The sequence below is a fragment of the Bradyrhizobium sp. WSM2793 genome (assembly GCF_000379585.1).
Taxonomy (GTDB): domain Bacteria; phylum Pseudomonadota; class Alphaproteobacteria; order Rhizobiales; family Xanthobacteraceae; genus Bradyrhizobium.
Window position 1 is genome coordinate 17,876 of sequence record NZ_KB902790.1, and the last position, 25,848, is coordinate 43,723.

Consider the following 25,848-nt stretch of genomic DNA (forward strand, 5'->3'; position numbering starts at 1 on the left):
GCGTTCGCCTACAGGCTTCCGTCTTAGAGCTAGATCGTCATCGCTCGGAATGACGAGGCACGACCCTTCATCGGGTTTAGCCGTGCTGCCAGAAGGAATGCCGTCTTGTCCCACCGCACCGTCCGTTTTCGCTCGTCCCGGTCCGTCAGACACGCGATGTTTCTCAGCGGTGCCAGTGTGGCTGCATTGCTGGTGGGGTCGGCTGCGGCCGATGCGCGCAACCTCGGCAGCGGCAGCGCGAGCCCGGTGGCAAACGTCGCCGTGACGACCAACACGGCGGGGCAGGCGGCATCGATCGCATCAGCGCAGGCGATGAGCCGGATCAACGCGTCGCTCCGTGCGATGCGCGACGTGCAGGCGGCGGCGAGAGCCGGCGCATTGATCGGTCCGAATAATCTCGGCCTGAACAAAAATCATCCCGGAAATCTGCTTCCGAATGTGCCGAATGGTTTGGCTCCCGGAGGTCTCAATTCGACCAGCAATCCCACCGCGGTGATCGACGGCCAACCGGCCTGGACCGGCGCCGCTCAGCCGACCCAATCGACAGGCTCGAATGGGCGGGTCCAGGTTGAGGTCGTGCAGAACCAGCAGAAGGCGATCCTGACCTGGAACAAGTTCAATGTCGGACGCGAGACCGACTTATACTTCAACCAGTCCGCCGGAGGCGGTGGCGCCGCCAACTGGATCGCGCTCAACCGTGTCCTCGACCCGAGCCTCGTTCCCAGCCAGATTCTCGGCACCATCAGGAGCGAGGGGCAGGTTTATATCATCAACAGGAACGGGATCATCTTCGGTGGCTCCAGCCAGGTGGATGTCGGCACCCTCGTGGCCACATCTCTCGCCTTGTCGAACGCGCAGTTCCTGGCTGGGATCAACACCTCCATAGTGCTCACCAACGACATTCACCTGCCGACCTTCGGCGAATACAATCCGCGGCTGGCCAATTCGCAAAAGCCGGCCACCGATCCGAGCCAGCCTGCGCGCTTCACGCCGGATGGCGTGCCGGGTGACGTCACCATCCAGGCTGGAGCTCAAATCAGCGCGAAGACCGGCGGCAAGGCAATGCTGTTCGCGCCGATCGTTTCCAATGCCGGCCAAATCAGCGTCCCCGACGGCCAGATCATCATGGCTGCCGGCGAACAGGTCTATCTGAGAACCAATCCGAGCGACGTACGCGGCGTGGACGTCGCCGTGACGGCCCCGATGCCCTGGCTGTTCAACTACAACCATTTGATGGGTGCGATCGCCGGCTGGGATCTCTTCACGGAGAAACCCTGGGGCGAAAGCGTTCGCGACATCCTGCTGCCCGAGATGTACGCGCGCGCGGCATCGGTCGGCTACAAGGTCGTGAACACCGGCGTCGTGCAATCCGATCGCGGCAACATCACCGTGATGGGGCGCGAGATCTTCCAGGGCGGCGTGATGCTGGCGGCAACCGCGCTCAACAACCGCGAAGGATCGATCCGGCTGGATGCCTACAGCAACGGCATGATGGCCTCGAGCGGCAGCCTCGACGCCCAGCTCGTGTATTGGAAGACGGGTGACCTGCATCTTTCGCCGGGCAGCGTCACCGCCGTTCTGCCTGATGCCACCGACACGAGTGAGATCGAGGAGACGGCGAAGGCCACGCGCTACAAGCCGGGGCGCGTCGAATTACGCGCTAACCTGATCGATATCGGGGCGCAGGCGAACATTCTGGTTCCCGCCGGCACCATCAGCATCGTGGCCAGCACCGTGCCCGCGCCCACCGAGGAGCCCATCAACGGCGAGACGCCGGTCCGCGACGGTAGCCGGATCTATATCGGCGAGGATGCCTATGTCAGCGCCGCCGGCGTGCAGGACGTCCTGATCCCGATGTCGCGGAGATTTGTGCAGGCCGAATTGCGCATCAACGAGCTGCGTGATTCACCGCTGCTGCGGAATTCGTGGCTGCGGGGCCAGAAGATCACGGTCGATCGCAGCGCCAGCGGCGTCTTCGCCGATGGCGCTATGGCCGGCGTGAACTGGGGAGGGGCCGCGGGCGAATGGATCGGGACGCCGCTGGGCGACGTCTCGGCCTGGATCGGCAACAGCAAGACAAATCTCGCCGAGCTGTCGACCATTGGCGGCAACATCACCCTCAAATCGGCCGGCTCGATCATCACCCGTCAGGGCTCGTTGCTCGATGTCTCGGGCGGGTCGTTCCGCTATCAGGACGGAATGGTCAACTCGACGAAGTTGCTCGGCGCCGATGGAAAAATCTACGACATCGCCTCGGCGACGCCGGACAGGATCTACGTCGGTTTCGCCGGCGGGTTCAATCGCACGCACAACAATTGGGGTAAATCGGAGTCCTGGAGCACGCCCTGGTCGACGAGCCACTTCGAACGTGGCTTCACCGAGGGACGCGACGCCGGCGCCATCCAGTTCTATGCCACCGAAGGTGTTGCGCTGGAGGGCGGCTACTGGGGCGGCGTGATCGTCGGCGAGCGTCAAGCCGTAAGCGGCAAGACCGCCAAGGCTGGCTCGCTGACGTTCGGCGGCGACGGCGACGAAGATCGGCTCTGGCTGCTCGGAAAGCTCGTGATCTCCAAGGATCCCACACAGCTGCCGACGAATTTCACGGCCACGTCGCAGCTTCCGTCCACCTGGTATTCGGGCGCTCCCGGCAACCAGGACTCGTTCCGGTTGCGAACGACCTATCTCGACTCGGATGCGCTTGCAGATGCCGGACTGGGGAAGATCGAGCTCTACGTCTCCAATAACGTCACGATCGAGAAGGGCACGACGCTCGAACTGACGCCGGGCAGCACGTTTTCGATCAAGGCCAATTCCACCGTGGCATATAGCCAGGATTTCAAGATCGACGGGGTGATTCACGCACCCGGCGGCAATGTCACCCTCTTGGGCGCGGAGAACGTATCATTCGGAGCCGGTGCGGCCATCGACGTCAGCGGCCAATGGGTCAACCAGGTGAAAGGCGGCGCTGCCTCCGCTCTGCCGCCGGTCGTCAATGGCGGCAGCATCACGCTCGACCAGGCCCACTATCAGCCGGGCGTCGTGCTCGACGTATCCGGCGGTGGCTGGTACAGGCTGCGCGGCGGCAAGCCGCAAGTGAAATTCGGCGATGCCGGCAAGATTACGCTGAACACGACCGAAGTGGCGGAATTGGCGAACGCCGATATACGGGCCTATGCGGCTGGCTCCGGCGGCAGTCTGGCCATGAATCTGACTACGGAGTCGCTGCAGATCGGAGGCGGTACGCCGACGTCCCCCAACACCGTTCGCCTGTCGGAAACCCTGTTCTCGGAGCGTGGTTTCCGTTCGCTCCAGATCTCCACGGGCGGCGATATCACGATCGCCGAAGGAGCAAGCGTCACGCAGCTCCCATACAACGTTGATCTCAGGGGCATCGACGTCTCGGGCTTCAGCACGGGCACGTCGATCGGCGAGATGGGCCCGCTCGCCGTGTTGTCGCCGTCGCAGCGCCTGGCGCTCAAGCCGACGTCGCTCTCGCTCAGCGGCAGGTCCGTGACGGTCGGCGCGGGAGCGACGGTGCGGACGGACACCGGCGGCACGATCGCGCTGTCCCTGCTCGGTTCTTCGACCGGTACACTGTCTGTTGCCGGCAGGGTGGAGGCCCTGGCTGGCACGATCAATCTTGCTGCAAGCACGGGATCGATCGTTGTGGCAAATACTGGCGCGATCGTCGCGCGCGGTACGGCAGTCGGCGAAATCGACGTCAAGGGACGCCGCAGCGGCGTCGTACGCAATGGCGGCTCGGTTGCGTTTGAGGCGGCCACGGTCGCACTCGAAGCCGGCTCGCTGGTCGACGTCGCGGGTGTCAGTGGCGAATTCGACATCGAGTCGAATGACCACCAGTTCGCGCCAGTCACCCTCGCCAGCAATGGCGGTTCGATCAGTGTCAAAGCCCAGCAGGGCTTGGTGCAGGGAGCCTGGCGCGGCCAGAGCGGGGGCAGTGGCGCACGTGGCGGCAAGGTGACGTTGGCGTCTGCGCTGTCGACCGTAATCCTGTCCGAAACGGCGGCTTCCCAGTCCGGTCTGGTCGTGCGCAGCTCGAGCCTGCAGGGGGCTGGCTTCGCCGATCTCGTTCTCCCGTCGACGACACGGCTGGATGGTGTCGACCTCGCCTTCAGCGGCTCGATTTCGATCACGGGATCCCTGATCAACGGCAACGGCGCCAGCTCGCGGTTCTTTGCGCCTTACATCTCGTTGTTCAGCCTGGCGCCGAGCAATCCGGTGCGCGCAGGCACGCTGACGCTGGCCGGGTCCGTGATCGACATCGTGCAGGCAAACATCCGCGGCTTCGAACGAACGGTGCTCGAGGCGAGTGACATCCGGCTGACGCACAGTAATGTCAGCCAGTCCGCGTTCCTGGACGTCGACGGCACGCTGATCGTAAAGGCCGGTCAGATCTATCCCACCTCGCAGATCAACGCGACGATCAGGGCCAGCGACAAACTCATCGTGCAGCAGAACGGAACTCCCGGTCTGGCGCTGTCGGCCGGCGGGACACTGACGCTCGAAGCGCCGACGATCGAGCAGAACGGCACCCTGCGCGCGCCGTTCGGCCAGATCACGCTCAAGGCCAGCCAGCGCCTCACCCTCGGCGCCGGCAGCGTCACCTCGGTGACCGGCGACGGCCTCGTGCTGCCTTACGGTGCTCTCAGCAACAACGAAAACTGGACGGTGACGACCGGGCCGTTGCCGACAACCATTGCCAGCCTGCCGGAAAAGCGCGTGACGCTCGAGGCGCCGACGGTCGAGCTCGCCCCCGGATCGGTGGTGAACATCAAGGGTGGCGGCGACTTGATGGCATGGGAGCACGTGCCGGGACCGGGCGGCTCACACGACATGCTGGCGCTTCAGGGCCTGTTCGCGGTCATGCCGGCTTTCGCGGGTGCGACAGCGCCCAGCTCGGCGTCGATCCGCAGCGGAGATCGCATCTGGCTCGACGCCGGCAGCGGATTGCCGGCAGGCTGGTACACGCTGCTGCCCGCCTCCTACGCGATGCTTCCGGGCGCTTATGCGATCCAGGCAGTCGCCGGTTCGACAGGCCGGGCGACGACGTCCGCGGTAATGGCCGACGGCACGGCGGTCGTGTCCGGCTATCGCGCCAATGCGCTCGACGGCAGCCGCGACCAGCAGTCGTCCGCGTGGCGCGTGATGTCGGGCTCTGTGCTAAGGCAATACAGCGAGTACAATGAAGCCTTCGCCAACACCTTCTTCGCCTCCGATGCGTTCAAGCTGACGCAGTATCGGCTCACGGGTCAGCAGATCGTCACGCCGCGTCTGCCGGTCGACGGCGGCTCGGTTGTGTTCAAGGCGACGCAGGACCTGATCTTGAAGGGCGAGTTGCATTCTCAGGCCGCAGCGGGTGCCCGCGGCGGCCTGGTCGATATCGCCGCCAACAAGATCGCAATCCTGGGTGCCGACCAGAGCGCCGGCACTTTGCGGGCCGATGGTTATCTGGTCATCGATGCCGCTGCTCTGTCCGGCTTCGGCGCCGGCAGCCTGCTGGTCGGTGGTTTCCGCAGCGGCGACGTCGGCGGTCTGCGTGTTGATGTGCAGGCTCACGACATCGTCGTGCGCAACAGTGCAAATTCGGCGTTGACGGGACCGGAGATCATCCTGGCCGCAAGCGACACGATCGATGTCTCCGCAGGCAGCGTCATCGTCGCGCGCGGCGAGGCGCCGACCGGCGCCGGCGATCTCGTGATGGCCCCGCAGGCGTCCGATCGCGACTGGGGTGCTTTGATCCGCCTGTCCAACGGCGACGCGGTGCGGGTCCGCCGCAAGAACGTCGATACGACTGTTGGCGGCCGGGTGACGATCGGTGCCGGTGCCACCTTCGACGGCGGCAAGAGTCTTCTGATCGACGCGACGGGGAACGCGCTCGTCACCCAGGCGAGCCTGACGGGCGCAGCGCTGTCCCTGGCTTCGGGCCGGATTGGCTTCGGCGGCGGCAGCGGGCTGGTGCTCGATGCCGCGGCACTGGCCGCGCTCAACAACACCCAGCACCTGACCTTGCGCAGCTATTCAACCATCGATTTCCACAGCGCAGTGGACCTGTCGGGCCTCAAGGCCGTGACGCTCGATGCCGCAGGGCTGGTGGGCCGTGGCAACAGCGAGATCGCGGTGAACGGCAATCGGGTTGTGCTGGAAAATACGGCGAGCACGTTCAGCGAGCCGGTTGGCGCCGGTCATGGCAGTTTGAAGCTCACGGCAACCGAGCTGACCCTGGGTGAGGGCGCCAAGGCACTGCGTGGTTTCGACACCATCGTGCTGACGGGAACGACACGCATTACCGGCGAAGGCAAGGGCTCGCTCGATGTCGCCGGCGCGGCGGTGACTCTGTCAGCGCCGGTCATGACCGGCCGGGGCGGCAGCCAGCAGTCGGTCACCACGACCGGAATCCTCACGGTTGCCGCTTACGGGACGGCTAGCCCTGCGCGCGACCAGGACAGCCTCGGCTCCCGCTGGACGCTCACCGGCCGCGCCGTCGATTTCGCCGGACGCATTGACGCGCTTGGCGGAACGGTCAAGCTGAACGCCACCAATGGCAACGTCAATCTCGCGGCGGGTTCGCGGATCGACGTCGGGGGCTTCGAGAAGAAGTTCTTCGACGTGTCCGAATATGCCGATGCCGGAACCATCTCGCTGGGGGCCCGCGGCGGCTCGGTGCTGCTCGCGTCCGGCGCGACCCTCGACCTCGGCTCGGCCCGCGACTCCGAAGGACGTCCCATCGGTGGCGGTGCGGGCACGCTCGCGATCGAACAGGACAGCAGCCAGGTCACGCTGGAAGGCACGATCAATGCCAGGGCCGCCTCGGGCAAACGCGGCGGCTCCTTCTCGCTCGACATCGCCGCGTTGTCGGATTTCGGCGGGCTCAACCAGCGCCTGAATGGTGCCGGCTTCACCAAATCGCGCAGCTTCCGGATTCGTTCCGGCGACGTCACGCTCGACGGTGCGACCACGGCCGAGGAATTCGCGCTGGCTGCCGATCAGGGAACGGTGACCGTCGCAGGCTCGATCGACGCGCGTGCGACCTATGGCGGCTCGATCTCGATCTATGGCGGCCAGGGTCTCACCGTGACGAATGCGGCGCTGCTGCGGGCAGGTGCGACCGACACGGTGGACGGGCTCGGCTCCGGCCGGGTCACACTCGGAATCTCGAACGGCGTGCTGCGGGTATTGGGCGGCGTGATCGACGTGGCGGGCGGCGAAGGCGGCAAGGTCACCCTGCGTGCGCCTGTCATCGAGCAGCCAGGGGCCGACAAGGTGAATGTCAGCTTTGCCGGCACGATCAACGGCGCGCGCGAGATCGTGCTGGAGGGCTACAAACGCTTCGACCTTGCGACGCTTGCATCCGATCCGCGCTTCGTCGGCGTCACCGTCAATAGCGGCGGCCAGGCCGAACTCGATCTCACGAAGGCCGCGGCGGGCAAGTTCAATGTGCTGGCAGATTACGGCGCCGGCACGCTGGTCGAATTCGTGCGCGACTTCGACGTCAGTGCCGGCTATGCGGATCTTGGCTCACTGACGAGCCAGTCGAACTTCCACGCGCGCGCGGGCATGGAGCTCAATTTTTCCGGCGACATCGTGCTCAAGAGTAACTGGAATCTCGGCGCAGGCGTGGTCAATCAGGCCTCGGCGCTCGCGGCTGGCGTGATGGCGATCGAGCCGGTACTGGGCAAGGCCTATGTGGTTGCCGGCAAGGAAAGCGCTTTGCTCCGTGACCATACGACCATGGCTTATCGCACCGGCGGCAGCATTCTCGGAGAGCCGGGCGTCCTGACTATGCGCGCCGGGGGCAATATCGATCTGAAGGGCAGCGTGACGGACGGCTTCTTCCAGTTCGCCAACCCGCTGGATTCGACATACGTCGCCGCCAAAGGCACCATCTCGACGAACCTGAGCATGGTGTTCAACGTCGGCCGCACCAGTACCACGTCCAATCTCTCGCCCTACGACAGCGCGAGCACAACCAACCCTTCAGTCTATGCCGGTATCACCTTTGCGACGGTCGGCACGAGGAAGACCGAAACCGTGACGGCGCCGCCCACGCTGGTCGGTGTTCCCTATAGCGCAGAGGCCAACTCGCCGGGCGCAAGTGCGCCGAATGCGCTCGCTTATTCGGTCCTGTTCCCCTCCATCACCGAGCCGGACGGCTCGAGGGTGGCGGTGCCGTCCTGGAGCTTGGGGCTCGTCGCGGGCGCCACGCCGATGGGCGAAAGCGCCGACCCGACGCGCCTCGCCAGCGGCGCGACGGGCAAGATCACGCTCAGCGAGCAGGCGGGTTACACCTATGTCAGCGGCCTGAATTCCGTCGCCGCGACCGCTCTTGTCGACTCGGTTGCCAGCTTTGGCGCGGGCAGTGCGCCTGGTTCGACGACGATGAATCCCGCCGATTGGCCTGCGAGCCTGGAGTCCACCTCTGGCACCCGTCTCAACAGCAATTCCAGCGCGCAGATTTCTTTCGGTCTGCCGACGGATCCAGCCTACGGCTACGTGCTCGACCTCTGGAACAACTATGCCGCCGCGAAGGGCCTGAACACCAATCCGGCGCAACCACAGGCCGACTTCAGATGGACCAGCACGGCCGCCAGCGGCGGTAGCCGCCTCAACGTCATCACGAAGTACTCGACCTTCAAGGACTTCTACCTGACGAAGATCGTCCCCAATCTTGCGACCATCACTTCGCTCTATGCGACGACCAAGCCCGGGCCGACCACGACCACCGTCAATCCGATCACCATGGTTCGCACCGGCACCGGCGACGTCAGCATCGCGGCGCGTGGCGATCTGCAGCTCAAGGGCGGCGCCTCGATCTATACCGCCGGCCGGCGCGATCTTGCCGCGTTCAACGATTTCACCACCGCGCCGGCGAACGCGACCTACGGGGTGGGCGGCGGCCATCTCGCCGTTGCGGTCGGCGGCAATATCGACGTGGCCCTGCCGGCAGACCGCTCGCAGATGCAGCACTATTCGGAGTGGCTAAACCGGCAGGGAGCGACGGATAACGCCTACGTCTTCGGTCCCTGGGCTCATTCCGCCTACGGCCAGATGCCGGCTCAACAAAGCTCCTGGTGGATTGACTACGCCAACTTCCTGCGCGGGGTCGGCGCGCTCGGCGGCGGCAATGTCGAGGTCCGCGCCGATGGCGATCTCAACAATCTGACGGTCGCGCTGCCGACCAATGGCCGTGTGCGGGGCGGGCGCTCCACGACGGAGGCAAAGCTCCTGGAACTGCGCAACGGCGGCGCGATGACCGTTGAGGCGGGCGGCGCTGTTCGCGCCGGCTATTACTACATCGGGCGCGGAGCCGGAACGATTACCGCTGGCGAATTTGCGGTCGGGCGCGATGTCAAGGCGCTGGTAGGGACGCAAATCGTCACCTATCCGATCGCCCCGATCCTGTCGCTCGGTGACGCAACCCTGGACGTGCGAACCGCAGGCGACCTGCGGCTGCAAACGGTCCTCGATCCACTTCTGGTCGGCAAGGGGATGTCCCACGAACTGACGTTCATGAGCAGTCAAAGCGAGCGCACCGCGCTCAACCTGACATCGACGGGCGGAGACGTGATCCTGGTCGGGCAGTCGACATATCTGTCCAAGGACATAACGACGCCGGCCTTGCAGGTGTTTGCGAATGTGAACTCGTTGGCCGCAAATATCTATCCGTCGAAAACGCGCGTCACGGCGCTGAACGGCTCCGTGCTGAACAGCACGCTGTACACGATGCCGAGCAGAAATCCGGAGCTGCGGCTTCTCGCCGCAAACGACGTCCTCGTCGGCGAAATCGTCATGTCCCGCGCTGCGCTTGAGATGATTCCGTCACCGTTCGAGCCTGTGGGAGGCACCGTTTCCTCTCCGGTCAACCTCGGCGGTTCCTCGCCGGACACCCTGAGCGGGCTCCACAACGTCCTGGTCAATCCCTTCTCCGCGCCGGCCAGCAATATCGCCGGCCACACGCTGCATCTGTACAACCTTCGCAATCCCGACCATCTGCCGAACGAGGCAGACTACGAGCCGAGCCGTGTCTATGCCTTGAACGGATCGATCGTTGGAACGCTAATAACCCAGAGCGGCTCGATCCTCACGGCCGGCGTCATGGCCAACGAGCAGACCTGGTTCCGTGCCGGCACGGATATCCGCAACATCAACTACTCACTGCGCAACGTTCATCCGACCGACGTGTCGTTACTCGAGGCCGGCAACGACATCATCGGCGGCCCGGTGCGAGGCTCGATCTTTGTCCAGGGACCGGGCGCAATGCAGGTGAGCGCGGGCCGTGACGTATACGCGCCGGAATTGGCGATCTTCAGCACAGGCAATCAGGAATATGATTCCAACAACCGGCCAAAGGATTTCACGCAGATCCTCGGCCTGCCTCAGCAGAGCGCGGCGATCACCGTGATGGCGGGCCTCAAGGGCAAGCAACCATCCTATGATGCGTTCCTGGCGGTCTATCTCGATCCGGCAAACATCGGGAAGATGCCCGATTATCTCAAGACCACGTTGGCGGACGGCACGGTGGTACCGCTCTATCTGACCGACGCATTCGAGCAACGTTCCTCCGGGCCGCACAGGACCCGCACCGGCATCGTCTCCTTCGTGGAGGACGTGACCGGCGAGAAGCTGTCTCCGCTTGATGCCTGGACCAAATTCCAGACCCTGCCGATGCTGGTGCGCGAACGCTTCGTTCGGCAGGTCTACATGCAGGAGCTACGGGCCGCAGGCGATGACCAGAACACACCCGACACGAGCGGTAAGCCACGCAATGGCGGTTATAATCGCGGTTATGCCGCGATCGAGACGCTGTTCCCGGGCAGCGACTGGGCGGGCGACGTCAGGACCGGAAATGCCAAGTTCCGCACCATGTCGGGCGGCAGCATCGAGGTCTTGACCCCCGGTGGCGGCCTGCAAGTTGCTGCGCTCGGCAAGCCGGCGCCGGTGGAGTTCGGCCTCGTCACACTGGGACCGGGCGACATCGACCTCTTTGCGCGCGACAGCGTCACCGTGAACCGCTCGCGTATCCTGACCTTTGCCGGCGGCAACGAGATCATCTGGTCGACGCAGGGCGACATCGACGCCGGCCGCGGCGCCAAGACCGCACGCGTGCCGTCGGCACCGGAGATCCAGACCGATCTCGATGCCGTCACGCGCGTGCTCGAGAAGGCCGATATCTCCGGAAGCGGCATCGGAACGATCATCGGCTTCACCGGGGTGACGGAAGGTGACGTCAACCTGATCGCTCCCCAGGGTACCGTGAATGCCGGCGACGCCGGCATCCGCGTCAGCGGCGACATCCTCATTGCGGCGCGCTTCGTCGTCAACGTGGACAACATCCAGGTGTCGGGCCAGAGCAAAGGAGTGCCGAAGGCGGAGGTCAAAACTGCGCCGATCGCGATCGATACCAAGGACAAGGCTGCAAATGACGCCGTGAAGGACGTGACCAAGCAGGGATCTTCGGATCGGCCGTCGGTGATCATCGTCGAAGTTCTCGGGTACGGTGGTGGCGGCGGCGGTCAGTCTCCTCAGCCCGACGCCGGCGACGATGAGAAGCGGCGGGCGCCCGACAAGCAGAGCTACGATCCGAACGGCATGTTCCGCGTGCTCGGCAATGGCGAGTTCACGGCCGAGCAGTTGAAGAACCTGACGGAGGACGAGCGAGCCGTGCTGTTGCAGCGGCTGGGGCGCAAGGAGTCGCTCTAAGGCAGGGCCCGGGCAGGCATCCGGGTCCGACGTCCGGTCGTGCCGGTTCGTATCGATCGGCCGGGTGGGGCCCCACCCGGCCGGATGCACCGGTTAGATCACTGTCATGCAAACGATATAGAGGAGGCATCGCCCGCGCTTCAACGATCCAAACAGCCGAAGTGCGGTTTCTGGTCGACGAGAGCAGCACGATGAAAGCAGTTACATTGCATGGCGTCGCGGCGTCGGATGCCGACGGTCCTCGAGGCGGTCGCCGCGCCGCGTTCCGCTTGCTGGTGCTATTGCCCGCCTGGCTGATGACGGTCATCCTCGGCGCCAATGCCGCGGAAGAAGACCGGGTGGCGCGTGCGGAAAGGCCGATCGCATTCCGCATTCCGGCACAGTCCCTGGCTGGCGCGCTGCAAGCCTATGGACAGATCACCGGCATTCAAGTGCTCTATGAAAGCAACTCCGCGGTCGGTCGAACGTCGGTCGCGGTTGAAGGAACGTATGCCGCCGATGAAGCGCTGAACCTGCTGCTCGCGGGCACGGAGCTGAAGGTGCGCTATATTCGTCCCGACGCCATCACGCTTGCTCTTCCCAGCGCAGAAGGTGTCGGCTATGCACCTCCGGCGGCTCCGCTCGCAACATCGGACCTGTTCCTGGGAAGATTGCGCGTGCGTCAGACCGGCGATGCCGACGACGCCGCCAGATTGCAGGATTATAGCCAAAGAGTGCAGATGGACATTCAGAATGCACTTCGAAAGAACGCAAGGACGCGCGATGGCAATTATCGCGCGGTGCTGGATATCTGGATCGATCCCGCGCGCACGATCGAACGCACCGAGTTATTCCGCTCGACCGGGGACCATGAACGGGATCTTGCGGTGTCGGCGGCGCTTCGGGGCCTGACGATCAGCAGGCCGGCGCCAGCGAATACGCCACAGCCGGTCCGCGTCGTCATCATGGTGAAGTCCCTGCAATGAGCGACAGCGATGTCCGCCCCGGAAACGAGAAGGGACGAGCGGCGGTCTTTGGATCCTATCGAGACGACGACCTGGATGCCGCCTCGCCATCGGGAGAGTTCTATCGCCTGCTGGGTATTCCCGCCCTGGCGGCCGTTCTTTTCGTGGGCGGCGTTTACTGGATCAGGATGCAAGTGCCAGCCGGCTCTCCGGGACAACAGTCGGCTGCGATCGTGCAGGTTCAGCTGCTTCCGCGGCCCGATGCCGTTCCGATAGCAGTCGCTTCGGATTCTCAACCGGAAACGGCAAATGTCGCCAGCAGCGCCGATACGCCATTGAAGGATCCAAATCCGACGCCATCCGACGATCCCGTTCCGGTCCCGAAAGCGAGAAGCTTCACGCCCGGAGACGCTCCGCCCTCAAATGTCATGTCGACGCCGTCGGCCGTGAGCGGACCTGCCAGCAGCGCCGCCATCAAATTTCAGCAGTCGCTGCTTCGGCACGTTTCGCGCTATCAGCGCTATCCCAACGCGGCGCGCGCGATGCACCTTGAAGGAACGGTCGTCACGCAGTTCGCCATGGCCAGGGATGGTACGCTACTCGGCGTCTGGGTTCGGACGAGCTCGGGTCAATTGCTGCTCGACAAGGAGGCGATCGAGACCATCCGGCGAGCCCAGCCGCTGCCGCCGATTCCGCCCGAGCTGCCGGATCGGCTCAATATTCATCTGGAGCTCGAGTTTTGACCCGTCATGAAGTCCGTGCTTGGGCGATGGACAGGCATTCGTGCAGTGGCGGGCCGGACGCGATGTCGTCGCTCGCGCCTTGTGTCATAAATGTGTAGCCCGGCAACGCTACGACCTTCCGAACCTTTTGCAGTAGTTGCGTAGGCAATGTTTGCGCCGGAAATACCAGAGTATGTTGGGCACGTGAAACGTGGCTGATAGCAATCGAATACGGCTGCGGGGGCAGTTGGTCGAGAACTATGAAGGCCTGATCCGGAAGCTTACGCGCCGGTTAGGATCGGCCGATTTCGCCCACGAAGCCTTGCACGAAACGTTTCTGCGTCTCGACCGAGTCACGGATGCCGAGCCCGTACGCAGTCCTGCCGATTACATCTTTCGTACCGCCATCAATATCGCGAAGGATCGCCAGAAAGCGCAGAACTATCGTGTCAGCGCGTCGGAGATAGATGCGCTTCTCGATATACGTGATGACGAACCCGATCCGGCCAGAGTGGTCGAGGCGCGTTCGGAAATCGAGGCATTCAAGCGCGCGCTTGCCGAGTTGCCGCCACGGCCCCGCGAGGTTCTTCGGAGTATTTCGATCGAGGGGCAACCAGCGCACCAGGTCGCAGCACGCCTCAATGTCAGCATCCGGACCGTCGAGAGCGATCTGAAGCTGGCGCTTGGCCATTGTGCCGACAGCCTCGAACATACATTGCGACGCCGTCTCGGCGGCCCGCGTCCGCGATCCTGAGCGCGTCGATATTGCAACCCGGCGCATCGGAGGGCTTTTTTCGCCTGGCGCAGGCAGAAGGTTTGATCGATAGGCTATCCTTGCACGGTTTTTCTTCGGGATAGCCGGGCGCCATTCGTCTATCGAATAGATGCACCGGCAGGCGTCTCAGGCCGCGAGCTAAACAGAGGACTTCCGGGGGGGAATGACGCAGGTGACGGCAGTGACAGCGATTGCAAGGTGGGCTAAGCCGGCAGTCGCGGCCGCTCGCTTCCCCGACCGCGGATGTGTCTTGCAGTTGATTGCCGGGGCGTTGCGGCCGATGTCCCGGTCCGGAGGGTGCTGTTCGAAATTGAGGGGAATCGATAACATATCGCCTCTGACCGTCTTTGGCCCGGTGTGGGTACCGGTCTGGCGAGTGCGATAGATGGGCTAGGGATCTTGACCGCGACCAACGAAACAACTGAGCCGGATGCGCTTCTGCACGAAGCCCTGGACTTCGTCGTTCGCCTCAAGACGGGTGAACCGACCAGGGCAGACGTCGAGGCGCTGCAAGCGTGGCGTCAGCAAAGCGGCGCGCACGAAGCCGCCTTCAGGAACGCGGCTCGGGTCTTTCGTCATGCGGGCGTCGCTGCGCAGGAGTTGGCGGATCGGCCGGGGACAGGAGACGTCGCACGGCTGACACGAAGACCGGTGTCCCGGCCCATTGGACGGCGCGCCTTTCTGGGAGGTGCGGGCGCCGCGGCAGCGGCCGCGGTGGGGTACGCAATCGTTCGTCCGCCGCTTGGCCTTTGGCCGTCGCTCGGAGAACTCTCCGCCGATTACCGGACCGGAAAGGGCGAGTTGCGCAAAATCGCGGTCGCGCCGAACGTGTCTCTGGAGCTGAATACGCAGACCAGCATCGCGCTGCGTTCGGCGTCAAACGAAACCCGGATTGAACTGATATCGGGCGAAGCCTCTGTAGCGGCGACGTCCGCCGCCACCCCCTTTGTGCTGCTGGCGGCGAATGGTCAGATCTCCGCGGTGGAAGCGGATTTCAACGCGCGTTGCCTCGATGGCGCCGTGTCGGTGACCTGCCTGAGCGGCAGCGTTGATGTTGCGCAAGGCGAGAGAACGGTGCGACTTGGCAGGGCACAGCAGGTGTCCTATGCGCCGGGCGGCATCGAAGCCTCGGTGCAGGTCGACACGGGGCAGGTGACAGCCTGGCAATCAGGGCTCCTGATCTTCCGCGATCGGCCGCTTGCGGACGTCGTGGAAGAGGTCAATCGTTATCGTTCCGGCAAGATCATCATCACCAATGCGGATCTCAAACGCCGCATGGTCAACGGCACGTTTCAGATCGACAAGCTCGGGGATTTCGTGCCCCAGGTTCAGCAGCTGTTCGGAGCCCAGGCGCGGTCGCTGCCGGGCGGAGTTGTGCTGCTCGGTTGAGCCTCATCCGGCCGGGTTCGAATATGCGCAGACTCGTTGCCGCGCCCATTCTCGTTACTGCGCGCGAATCGATGCCGGCACGTCACGCCAGATTCTGCTCCTAAAATAATCGCTAACGTTTCCCGATCTTGCAAAAAAGTTTTGCGGGTTGGGCGCGGCCCAATCGTCTTTAGAGCGAGGGGACGTGATCACGGTGTCCGGCCGTGACCTCGTTTAGCTGGTTCGGGAGTCGGGCGGGGCATCTGTGAAAAGTGGAATTGATTGCGAGCACCGCCGGCATGCGTCGGCGGGCACGGCGTTGCTTTGTCTGACGGCGGGCATGTTGGCCGGCGGCCTCGTTGCCGCGCTTCCGGCCCATGCGGCCAAGGTCTCCGCAGCCGGAGCGCCGAAGACTAACAACCCGTCCGCTCCCCCGGCAAGTGAAGCTGCTGCCGCGCAAAAGCCGGCCGCCGCCGTGCAGCGGTTCGACATCGACGATTTCGCGATCCAGGGCGCCGAGACGCTCCCGCAGATCGACATCGAAGAGGCGGTGTATCCATATCTCGGGCCGAACAAGAGTGCCGACGACGTCGAAAAGGCGCGAACGGCACTCGAGAAGGCATATCACGACAGGGGTTATCAGACCGTCAGCGTCTCCGTTCCGCAGCAGAATGCGCAGGCCAGGATGATCACCCTCAAGGTGACGGAGCTGAAGGTCGGCCGTCTGCGGGTCAAGAACGCGCGCTATTTCCGGCTCGACAAGATCGCCGAGGGCGCGGGCTCTCTCAAGGAGGGGACGGTCCCGAACTTCAACGAAGTTACCAAGGATATCGTCGCGCTCAACCAATGGCCCGATCGACGCGTAACTCCCGCCCTGCGCGCCGGTGTGACGCCGGGCACGGTCGACGTCGACCTGAATGTCGAGGACAAGGTCCCGATACATGCCAACGTCGAAGTGAATAACCGCAAGTCCCCCAATACGACGGCGCTGCGCGTCAGCAGCACGGTGCACTACGACAATCTCTGGCAGCTCGGCCACTCCGTCAATTTCAGCTATCAGGTCGCGCCGGAGCGTCCGGGCGACGCGGAAGTGTTTTCCGGCTCCTATCTGGCGCGGGTGCAGAACGTCGATTGGCTGAGCGTCCTGTTCTACGGCGTGAAATCGAGTAGCGATGTCGCGACCGTGGGCGGCACGAACGTGATCGGGCCCGGAGAGATCATCGGCAGTCGCGCGGTGATGACGCTGCCGACGCGGGAAAACCTGTTCCATACGCTTTCGGCCGGGGTCGACTACAAGCATTTCGATCAGACCGTAAAGCTCGGCGGTGTCGGCTTCTCATCTCCGGTCACCTATTATCCGTTTGTCGCAAGTTATGGCGCGACATTCCAGGACGAGGGGTTCACGACCCAGTTCAATGCTGCCGTCACCTACAATCTGCGGCCGCTGGGCGATGGCGTGGTGCCGTTCGACAACAAGCGCTACGCGGCTTCCCCCAGTTTCACCCATTTCAACGTCGATGTCGCGCATACCCAGGAATTGCCGGAAGGCTTCCAGCTCTACGGCAAGGTGCAGGGACAGGTCGCGGACGGACCGCTGGTCTCGAGCGAGCAGTTCAGCGTCGGCGGCCTCGACACCGTGCGCGGCTATCTCGAGTCGGAGACGCTCGGCGACAACGGCGTTGTCGGCAATCTCGAGCTGCGCAGCCCCAATGTGGGCGAGATGCTGCAAAGCCGGATGAAGGACGAGACCGGGCAGGGCAAGGCGCGCTTCACGATCTTCAACGAATGGCGGGCGTTCGCATTTGCGGACGCCGGCATGGCGACCATGCTGAACGCACTTCCCGACCAGCAATCGCAATTCAATCTGTGGAGTTACGGCGTCGGCAGCCGTTTCAAGATGTTCGACTACCTGAACGGCACGCTGGTTTATTCGGTGCCGATGGTCAGTCAGACCTACTCGAGCGCGAGGAGTCCGCGCGTCAATTTCCGAATCTGGGGTGAATTCTGATGACTGCGGGATGGGATCATATGGCTGGCGTGTGCCGATCGGCGCTTCGGCGAGCTCTGACAGGACTGGTGCCGGCGTTGGTTGCGGCCGCAATGTTGTGTCCGTCGCCTGCCAGGGCGTGGTGGAACGACGAGTGGCAGCTCCGCAAGAAGATCACGATCGACGCCAGCGCATCGGGTGCCGGCATTACCGATCCGATCGGTACTGCGCCGGTCCTGGTTCGGCTGCATGTCGGAAATTTCCGCTTTGCATCCGCCAAGGATGACGGCAGCGACCTGCGCTTCGTGGCCGGCGACGACAAGACACCGCTGAAGCACCACATCGAGAAGTACGACTCGCTGCTCGGCGAGGCGCTGCTCTGGGTGGCCGTGCCCAACCTTCAGCCCGGCGCCAAGACCGACATCTGGCTCTATTCGGGCAACAAGAAGGCGGTCGCGACCAGCGATCCGAAGGGGACTTACGATCCGGATACGCTACTGGTCTATCACTTCAACGAACGGGGCACGCCGGCGCTGGACGCGTCGGTCTGGGCCAACAATGCGCAAAGCGTCGGCCAGCCCGCAGACGGCTCGCTGATCGGCACCGGCTTGCGCCTCGACGGTCGCGGCGTGCTGACTCTGCCGGCTGCATCGTCGCTCGCCTTGAGCGACAACGCTGCATTCACATGGTCTGCCTGGATCAAGCCAGGAGCGATGCAGCCCAACGCAGCCCTGTATAGCCGCCGCGACGGCGCCAACGGTCTCGTTATCGGGCTGGATAATGGCGTGCCGTTCGTGGAGGTCACGAACGCGGGGTCCGCGCAACGCAGCGGCGCCGCTGCGCCGCTGGCGCCGAATGGCTGGCATCATGTCGCCGTCGTCGCGAACGGCGGCCAGGTCGTGCTCTATCTTGATGGTTCACCCTATGCGTCGCTCGCGGCAACGCTGCCGGCGCTTAGCACGAATGCCACGGTCGGGGGCGATGCAGCGCCTGCGTCACCCGTGGCCAGTGCCGCGGCGGCACAGCCATCGTCTGCAGCGGACGGTGCGGCAGCTCCGGATGCGTCAGCCCCGGCACCGGAGGCCGCAACTGTTGCCGCCGCGGCCATGGCCGGCTTCGTCGGCGACATCGACGAACTGCAGTTCGCAAAGGTTGCGCGGTCGCCGGGTTTCATCAAGTTCGTCGCCACCGGGCAGGGACCGAACCAGGCCAAGCTCGTGACTTTCAGCGTCGACGAGGAGACCGCGAGCTGGCTGTCGGGTTACTTCGCAGTGATCCTGAAATCGGTGACGCTCGACGGCTGGATCGTGATCGGCATCCTGTTGATCCTCGCGGTCGTCAGCTGGGTCGTGATGTACGACAGGGCTTCCTACCTGAACAAGCAAGCCAAGGCCAACGCGCGCTTCATGAAGAGCTTCCGCGAGCTCGCGGCTGATCTCACCATGCTCGATCGCGGCGACGCCGACGAGATCTGGACCCTGGGTGGCCGTATCGACGAAGTCGATGCAAAGATGATGCAGGCGTCGTCGCTCTATCGCATCTACCATATCGGGGCCTCGGAGATCCGCCATCGCTTCGCCGGGAAGGGCGAGCGTATGCCGGTGCTCTCGGCCGCGTCGATTGCCGCCATCCGCGCCGCGCTGGACGGCGGCTCGGTGAAGGAGACGCAACGGCTTAACCGGCTCATGGTGGTGCTGACCATCGCGATCTCGGGCGGACCGTTCCTCGGCCTGCTCGGCACCGTGGTGGGCGTCATGATCACCTTCGCCGCCATCGCAGCCAGCGGAGACGTCAACGTCAATGCGATCGCCCCGGGCATCGCCGCCGCGTTGGTCGCGACGGTCGCCGGCCTGGGCGTCGCGATCCCGGCGCTGTTCGGCTACAACTACCTGATCTCCCGCATCAAGGATCTGACCACCGACATCCAGGTCTTCGTCGACGAGTTCGTGACGAAAATGGCGGAGTTCTACTCCGCCGACCAGATCGAACGCAGCATCGCCGCGGAGTAACGACGATGCAGGTCCAGAACGACTCCAAGCCGTATGACGACATCAACATCACGCCGATGCTGGATCTCGCCTACGTGCTGCTGGTGATTTTCATCATCATGACGACGGCGACTGTGCAGGGCCAGAAGGTCAATCTGCCGAAAGCGTCAGCTGCGCCGAGCCTCGCTACCCAGACCACCAAGGCGATCACGGTCGCCAACGACGGCAAGATCTTTCTCGATACGATCCCGGTGACGCTGCCGGAGCTCGAGCAGCGCCTGGTGCAGCAGAAGGCTTTGACGCCGGAATTCCCCGTGGTGCTGCGCGGCGATGCGCAAGCCCAATATCAGAGCGTGATGGACGTGCTCGACCTGCTTGGCCGTGTCGGCCTGACGCAGGTCGGGCTCGCGACCAAGCCGCTTGTGAAGTGACGGAACGAATGGGCACCTCCATGGTTATGCGCGCCGATCCGCGAAGGGGAGCCAGGGCCTTGTGGGCATGGCTTCGCGGGATATCGTCCGGTGCGGACCGGGCCGCCGTCGAGGTGCCATCGACCCTCGTAAGCGCGCATTCGCTCGAGCCGCGGGCACCGACTGCTGGAATGCGGGAGGTCGAGCAAGCCGGCGTCGGACGAAGCGCGCCCGATATCGGCACGGTGCTTCATTTCCCGATCCGCGGTGAAGCCCTGCTGGTCAAGCTTGCGGACCTGCTGCGCAAGCAAGTCGCGAGCCGCGCCCCCGAACGCGATCCGTTGCTGCTGACGATGTCGCGCTGCCCAGGCTCGCGCCTGTCGATCGATCGCGTTGCCTATGTCGACTTCCTGGCCGATCAGTCCACCTATCACGTCGTCATCGAGGCGGCTCCCGATGCCACGATCACGCTGGATACGACCGACTTCGATACGGTCGTGAATTTCGTCGTGCAGTACGTCACCGGCAGGAATTCCGAACCGGTAGCGCTCGAGGCGGTGTCATGACGACAGCGAATGAGCAGGGCGGTCCGCGGCCGCCAACCTTGCCGCGAGCGAAATCATGGCTGCGTTACGGTGCTGCCCTGGCCGTCATTGGCGTCATGATATTCCTGCTCGTCGGCCACGACGATATGCCGCCGCCGCGCCAGGTGCGCGAGCTGACCGTCGTCACGATCACGCCGCCGCCGCCTCCGCCGCCACCTCCACCGCCGCCCGAGCAGAAGATGGTCGAGCAGCCGAAGATGGCGGAGCCCGAATTCAAGGAAGACAAGCCGGTCGAGAAGCCGAAGGACGAGCCGATCAAGGACGCCAAGAACGAAGAGCCGCCGGGGCCGCTGGCGCTCGATGCCAAGGCCGTCGGGCCCGGCGACCTGTTCAATCTCGGCAGCAAGGTGGGCGGCAGCCCCTATGGCGGCGGAGGAGGCGGCGGCAGTCGTTGGGGCTGGTATGCCTCCATCGTGCAGTCGCAGATCGAGGCGGCGCTGCGCGCCAACGGCAAGACGCGCAATGCGACGATGCAGGTGCAAATCCGGCTGTGGGCCGATGCGACCGGCCGCGTCAGTCGCATTCAGCTCGTCTCGTCGACCGGCGACGCCGAGCTCGACGCCGCTATCCGCAACGACGTGCTTGGCAGTCTCGTGTTGCGGGAGCCGCCACCCAGGGACATGCCGATGCCGATGGTGACGCGCGTCACGGCGCGCCGGCCAAGCTGATCCGCCGCAACCAATTCGTTCGAGTCGAGTGACTAGCAGAGGACTGGGGACTTATGTTCAAGAAGAAACGCGACGTACGCCGCCTGACGTCGTCGACCGCCATATCGCTGTGTGCGCTTGCCGTCGCGGCGCCCGCTTTTGGCCAGGCCGCACCGGATCAGAGCCCGATGGCGGCGAAGAAGTCCGAACCCAAGCGTCCCACCGTGTCCGACGCAAAGCCGCTGTCGTCGAACACGACGATCAACCTGGTCAACTTGCTGGTGAAGCAAGGCGTGATCAAGGAGGAGCAGGCCCAGGCGCTGATCAAGCAGGCCGACGACGAAGCCTACGTGTCGCGCCAGGCCACGAAGGACGTTGCCGCCAAGGCCGATGAAGCGGCAAAGGCCGCAACCGCAGCAACTGCGGCTGCCTCGCCGCCCGGCACCCGGCACGTCACGTACGTGCCGGAGGTGGTCAAACGGCAGCTGCGCGAGGAGATCAAGAAGGAAGTGATGGCCAAGGCGCAAAAGGAAAACTGGGCTTCGCCCGGCGCCTATCCGGAGTGGGCGCAGCGGATCCGATTCACGGGCGATATACGCTCGCGCTATCAAGGCAGCTTCTTTCCGGAGGGCAACGATCAGCTTCACGCTTATAACTTCAACGCGATCAACACGGGCTCCCCGTACGATCTCAATAGCAACAGCTTCGCGCCGACCTACAACGCCACGCAGGACCGGCACCAGGCCCGGCTTCGCGCCCGCCTGGGCATGGAGGCCGACATCTTCAATGGGTTTACCGCGGGCATACGCATCGCGACGGGAGAGAACAGTTCGCCCGTCTCCACCAATCAGTCGCTTGGCGCGAACGGCGGCAACTTCTCGAAATACGCGCTGTGGCTCGATCGGGGCTATCTCAAGCATCAATCCTGGGATGGAAACCTGTCGGTGTCCGTCGGCCGCTTCGACAATCCGTTCTGGTCGCCGACCGATCTCGTCTGGCACAAGGATCTCGGCTTCGACGGCCTCGCCGTGCAAGGAAAGTATGAGATCGCCAAGGACGTCACGCCGTTCGCGGTAGCCGGTGCGTTCCCGATCTACAATACCGACTTCAACCTCGGTACCAATTTCGATGCGAACACCGGCGGGGTCACGAAGTTCGCCAGCCATGACAAATGGCTGTTCGGCGGCCAGGCGGGCGTGGCGGCGCGCCTCAGCTCCGAAACGTCGATGCGCGTCGCCGCCGCCTATTACGATTTCTCCAATGTCCAGGGACACTTCTCCAGCCCCTGTCTGGTGCAGTCATCGTCGGATCTGTGCGACAGCGATGTGACCCGGCCCTCGTTCGCCCAGAAGGGCAACACCTATACGACGCTGCGCAATATCGTCTCCGACCCGGCGGTGGCCGTGCCGCCGCTCTTTCAATATTTTGGTCTGGTCGGGCAGTATCGGCCTGTCGTCGGCAGCGTGCAGTTCGATCTCGGCCATTTCCACCCGGTGCATATCGTGCTCGACGGCGAGTACGTCTGGAACAGCGCGTTCGACCGCAATCTGATGAATCGATATGCCGTCAACAACCGCGGGCCCGATGTCGCGGCCGGTGTGCCAGGTGCCTTCAACGGCGGAAATCAGGGATGGCTCGGCCGCGTCACCGTCGGCCATAGGCAGATCAAGCATCTCTGGGATTGGAACGTGCATGCGGGTTACAAATATCTGCAATCCGACGCGACCATCGACGCGTTCGTCGATTCCGATTTCGGGCTCGGCGGCACCAATCTCAAGGGCTACTTCGTCGGTGGCAATGTCGGACTCAGCGATGACGTGTGGGCCAGCGTCCGCTGGCTGAGCGCGAACAACATCGCGGGCGTGCCTTACGCCGTCGATGTCCTGCAAGTCGATCTGAACGCGAGGTTCTGATCATGCTTTCCCGGATTCCTGGTCTCGTGGCGGCCGCAATCGCGACCGCGATGTTCTGTGGCGAGGTTCATGCCGAAAGCGAGACCGACCGCTTGCGCGAGGCTCTGCGCAGCGCCATCGCACAGGCGCGGCAGATGGAGGACCAGCGCACGGCGCTGCAGGCGAAGATCGCGGACGCTGACCGCGAGAAGGCGGCCTTGAAGGCGCAGATCGATGCGGCCAAGGCGGAAGCGAAGCAGCTTCAGAAGCAGCATCGCGAAGCAGTCGATGAATTCAATCAGCGTCTGGAGGAGCGCAACCAGACGCTGGAGAAGTGGAAGGTCGCTTACGAGGAGGCCGCCACCGTCGCCCGCACCAAGGACGCAGAGCGTGCCAAGTTCGAAGGCGAGGCGGCGGCCTTCAAGGCCAGCACCAAGAGCTGCCAGGCCAAGAACGTGCAACTCGTCAATGTCGGCCGCGACATTCTCAATCGATATCGCAGCCTGACACTGGGCGACGCCGCAGTCGCAAGCGAGCCGCTGACGGGTCTAGGCCGCGTCGGCGCGCAGAATTTCGTCCAGGAAAGTGTCGACAAGCTGCTTGACCAGAAGGCAACACCATGAACCGTCCCAACGTTATCCGATCGTCGAGATCGACCCTTGTTGTCGGAGCTGCCGTGGCGATCTTGGGCCTGTCGGTGGAGACGGCATTTGCCCAGACCGCGCCGGCGCCTCAACGTCCGGCTCAACCCGCGGTGAAGCCGAAGCCGGCGGCTCCTGCCGCAACAGCGCCGACGTCGGCGACCCCCGCACCGTCGACCCAGGGGCTTGCTTCCGCCAGGACGACCGGCGGCGATGATGTCATCGCCCGGGTCGGCGAGGCCAATATTTCGGCGGAGGAGCTCCGCGCTTATGTCGGCGCGCTGGGACCGCGCGAGCAGGCGGCGCTCGCAAAAGACCCGGCGCTGCTGAGTCAGGCGGTTCGCATGCTGCTCGCCAACCGGCTGGTCTTGCAGGAGGTGATCGCCAAGAAGTGGGATCAGCAGCCCAAAGTCGCGGCGCAGCTCGATCGCGTGCGCGAGAACGCCGTGGTCGAGATCTATCTGCAATCGGTCTCGACGCCTCCAGAGAGCTTCCCGAGCGAGGACGAGGTCCAAAAGGTCTACGACGCCAACCGCGGCGCCTTGCTGGTGCCTCGTCAGTTCCACCTCGCGCAGATTTTCGTCGCAGCGGCCGAGGGCGACAAGGCAGCTGACGACAAAGCGAAGAAGGCGATCGAGGCAATCCAGGCGAAGCTGAAGGCGCCAGGCGCCGATTTCGGCACGATTGCACAGGCGGATAGCGATTCAAAAGGCGGCGGCGATCTCGGCTGGGTGGCCGAAAACCAGATACGGCCGGAGATCAAGGCGCAGGTGCAGGGACTGGCCAGGAATACGATCTCGGAGCCCGTCCGGCTCGACGATGGCTGGCACATCATCAAGCTGATCGACACGAAGGCGGCGTACACCCGGACCTTGCCCGAAGTGCGCGATCAGCTGGTGCAGCAGATGCGCAGCGAGCGGGCCACCGCGCTGCGGCGGGCCTATCTCGCTGAATTGCTCAAGCAGAACCCGCCCATTCTCAACGAGCTTGCCCTTTCGGGTTTGCTCGACAATTCCCGGAAATGAGTCGCAGTGGAGTTAGCAATGTCCAATACAATTATCGTCAAGCTCACGCTCAATGATCTGCGTTCAGCACTGCAACAGGTCGGCTACCGCGTGGAGGAACTCACCGATCCCGTGGTCAATCTGACCTATCTCCGCTCGGCAACTGGCGGTCTGACCTTCGACATTCGTCCGGGGAATTGGCTCGCGGACGCGGAGAGTTTGGTCGATGCAGCCCTTACTGCGGTGCTCCAGGTTCAGGGCGAGCTTCCACTCGATCTGGTCAATCGCTGGAACGCGACGCGCCGGTTTGCGCGTCTTCAACTCAGCCAGCAGTTCCTCGTGCTTTCCCTGGATGTCTCGGTCGCGGGCGGCGTGACCGCGGACCATCTGCGCGCGCAGATCGACATCTGGGATCGCCTGGTCCAGGAGCTGATCGTTTATTTGCGCGATGAACTCCGCGAGCTGTCGGCGAGGAAGGGAACGACTGCGCCGGTCGAACAGGCAGCCGGATACGAGAACGCCGACGTCAGCGGCCAGGCGGCCGCTCTTCAGTAGCTCGTTGCGATGTCCCCGAGGCTTCGGAAAGAGTTCGCGCGCAAGTCCAGCGAGACATGTTGACGATGGCCGACCGTGAATCCCGCGCAACGTGGTGGAATAGAATCGCCGGCTCGCTGGCTGCGGCGGCCGGTTTGCTTGCCGCCGGAGCTGGCGTCGACGCATCGCCCGTTGCCGCGGACAGGAGCGACTACCGTGCGGCCGATGCAGCTCCGCCGGCTTGGCAGGCTTTCGCAGGGCGATTGAAGGAGAAGATCGAGCAGCGACTGGCGTCCGACGACGTAAGGGCACGACATTTCCAGGAGTACCTGGACCGCCGCGTCGCAGGCGGCGATGCGGCGCCTGTGACATTCGTTCTGCGAGCTTGGGTATCGTCGGACGGTCGGCTGCATCGCGTCGGGTTTGACGGACTCGATGACCCCAAGGCTTCCGTCGAGCTTCGGGCCTTGCTGACCGGAGGAAATGTTGGTGTGCCACCGCCCGAGATGCTGCAACCGCTGCACTTGCGGTTCTCGCTGCGGGCGACGGATCGATTGCAGCAGGAGAAATAGAAAATGTCGGCCCGCAACGGGAGCGCTGGCTTGGCGCGGTC

15 protein-coding genes are annotated in these 25,848 nt (G+C 64.0%); all 15 read left to right on the forward strand.

The window, feature by feature from the left end:
• Positions 1-156 precede the first annotated feature (156 nt).
• The 15 genes from A3AS_RS0122965 to A3AS_RS43735 all read left to right on the forward strand — a co-directional run bounded on the left by A3AS_RS0122965 (position 157) and on the right by A3AS_RS43735 (position 25,807).
• Positions 157-11,718 carry a filamentous haemagglutinin family protein gene (locus A3AS_RS0122965; protein ID WP_018319906.1) on the forward strand — a complete coding sequence of 3,854 codons (11,562 nt, stop codon included), beginning with the start codon at positions 157-159 and terminating at the stop codon, positions 11,716-11,718.
• Between the two features lie 161 nt (positions 11,719-11,879).
• A complete protein-coding gene (locus tag A3AS_RS0122970; protein ID WP_018319907.1) occupies positions 11,880-12,683 on the forward strand; it encodes an STN domain-containing protein in 804 nt (267 codons plus the stop codon).
• Positions 12,680-13,405 (forward strand): energy transducer TonB, encoded by a 726-nt coding sequence (locus A3AS_RS48800; RefSeq protein ID WP_018319908.1) that lies wholly within the window; start codon positions 12,680-12,682, stop codon positions 13,403-13,405. The genes A3AS_RS0122970 and A3AS_RS48800 overlap by 4 nt, the downstream gene beginning before the upstream one ends.
• 190 nt (positions 13,406-13,595) lie before the next feature.
• A complete protein-coding gene (locus A3AS_RS45440) occupies positions 13,596-14,138 on the forward strand; it encodes an RNA polymerase sigma factor (RefSeq protein WP_084674892.1) in 543 nt (180 codons plus the stop codon).
• Positions 14,139-14,558: 420 nt separating this feature from the next.
• On the forward strand, positions 14,559-15,548 hold the full coding sequence (locus A3AS_RS0122985; RefSeq protein ID WP_049814958.1) for a FecR domain-containing protein: 990 nt from the start codon (positions 14,559-14,561) through the stop codon (positions 15,546-15,548).
• A gap of 319 nt (positions 15,549-15,867) precedes the next feature.
• Positions 15,868-17,535: a ShlB/FhaC/HecB family hemolysin secretion/activation protein gene (locus A3AS_RS0122990; protein WP_020508725.1), complete on the forward strand. Its 1,668-nt coding sequence runs from the start codon at positions 15,868-15,870 to the stop codon at positions 17,533-17,535.
• Complete coding sequence (locus tag A3AS_RS0122995) at positions 17,535-19,523, forward strand: DUF2341 domain-containing protein (RefSeq protein ID WP_026202275.1); 1,989 nt, start codon at positions 17,535-17,537, stop codon at positions 19,521-19,523. Before A3AS_RS0122990 ends, A3AS_RS0122995 begins: the two co-directional genes overlap by 1 nt.
• 5 nt (positions 19,524-19,528) lie before the next feature.
• Positions 19,529-19,933 (forward strand): biopolymer transporter ExbD, encoded by a 405-nt coding sequence (locus A3AS_RS0123000; RefSeq protein ID WP_018319914.1) that lies wholly within the window; start codon positions 19,529-19,531, stop codon positions 19,931-19,933.
• A 59-nt stretch (positions 19,934-19,992) separates the two neighbouring features.
• Entirely contained in the window at positions 19,993-20,478 is a 486-nt protein-coding gene (locus A3AS_RS0123005) for a hypothetical protein (protein WP_157644356.1), read from the forward strand.
• Positions 20,475-21,185 carry a TonB C-terminal domain-containing protein gene (locus tag A3AS_RS0123010; RefSeq protein ID WP_018319916.1) on the forward strand — a complete coding sequence of 237 codons (711 nt, stop codon included), beginning with the start codon at positions 20,475-20,477 and terminating at the stop codon, positions 21,183-21,185. The genes A3AS_RS0123005 and A3AS_RS0123010 overlap by 4 nt, the downstream gene beginning before the upstream one ends.
• Positions 21,186-21,238: 53 nt before the next feature.
• Positions 21,239-23,077, forward strand: a complete 1,839-nt coding sequence (locus A3AS_RS0123015) for a putative porin (protein WP_018319917.1) — start codon at positions 21,239-21,241, stop codon at positions 23,075-23,077.
• 2 nt (positions 23,078-23,079) lie between these two features.
• Positions 23,080-23,679, forward strand: coding sequence for a hypothetical protein (locus A3AS_RS0123020; protein WP_026202276.1), 600 nt, complete (start codon positions 23,080-23,082; stop codon positions 23,677-23,679).
• Between the two features lie 53 nt (positions 23,680-23,732).
• The gene (locus tag A3AS_RS0123025; RefSeq protein WP_018319919.1) at positions 23,733-24,722 is read left to right on the forward strand and encodes a peptidylprolyl isomerase; all 990 of its coding nucleotides are present in this window, start codon (positions 23,733-23,735) and stop codon (positions 24,720-24,722) included.
• A gap of 18 nt (positions 24,723-24,740) precedes the next feature.
• Entirely contained in the window at positions 24,741-25,256 is a 516-nt protein-coding gene (locus tag A3AS_RS43730) for a YbjN domain-containing protein (protein ID WP_018319920.1), read from the forward strand.
• Between the two features lie 65 nt (positions 25,257-25,321).
• Positions 25,322-25,807, forward strand: a complete 486-nt coding sequence (locus tag A3AS_RS43735; RefSeq protein WP_157644357.1) for a hypothetical protein — start codon at positions 25,322-25,324, stop codon at positions 25,805-25,807.
• Positions 25,808-25,848 lie beyond the last annotated feature (41 nt).

Coding starts and splice junctions, on each gene's coding strand:
- A3AS_RS0123000 (WP_018319914.1), top strand. CDS start 19,529: ATGCAGGTCCAGAACGACTCCAAGCCGTATGACGACATCAACATCACG.
- A3AS_RS43730 (WP_018319920.1), top strand. CDS start 24,741: ATGTCCAATACAATTATCGTCAAGCTCACGCTCAATGATCTGCGTTCA.
- A3AS_RS43735 (WP_157644357.1), top strand. CDS start 25,322: ATGGCCGACCGTGAATCCCGCGCAACGTGGTGGAATAGAATCGCCGGC.
- A3AS_RS0122990 (WP_020508725.1), top strand. CDS start 15,868: ATGTTGGCCGGCGGCCTCGTTGCCGCGCTTCCGGCCCATGCGGCCAAG.
- A3AS_RS48800 (WP_018319908.1), top strand. CDS start 12,680: ATGAGCGACAGCGATGTCCGCCCCGGAAACGAGAAGGGACGAGCGGCG.
- A3AS_RS0123020 (WP_026202276.1), top strand. CDS start 23,080: ATGCTTTCCCGGATTCCTGGTCTCGTGGCGGCCGCAATCGCGACCGCG.
- A3AS_RS0122995 (WP_026202275.1), top strand. CDS start 17,535: ATGACTGCGGGATGGGATCATATGGCTGGCGTGTGCCGATCGGCGCTT.
- A3AS_RS0122965 (WP_018319906.1), top strand. CDS start 157: ATGTTTCTCAGCGGTGCCAGTGTGGCTGCATTGCTGGTGGGGTCGGCT.
- A3AS_RS0123010 (WP_018319916.1), top strand. CDS start 20,475: ATGACGACAGCGAATGAGCAGGGCGGTCCGCGGCCGCCAACCTTGCCG.
- A3AS_RS0123015 (WP_018319917.1), top strand. CDS start 21,239: ATGTTCAAGAAGAAACGCGACGTACGCCGCCTGACGTCGTCGACCGCC.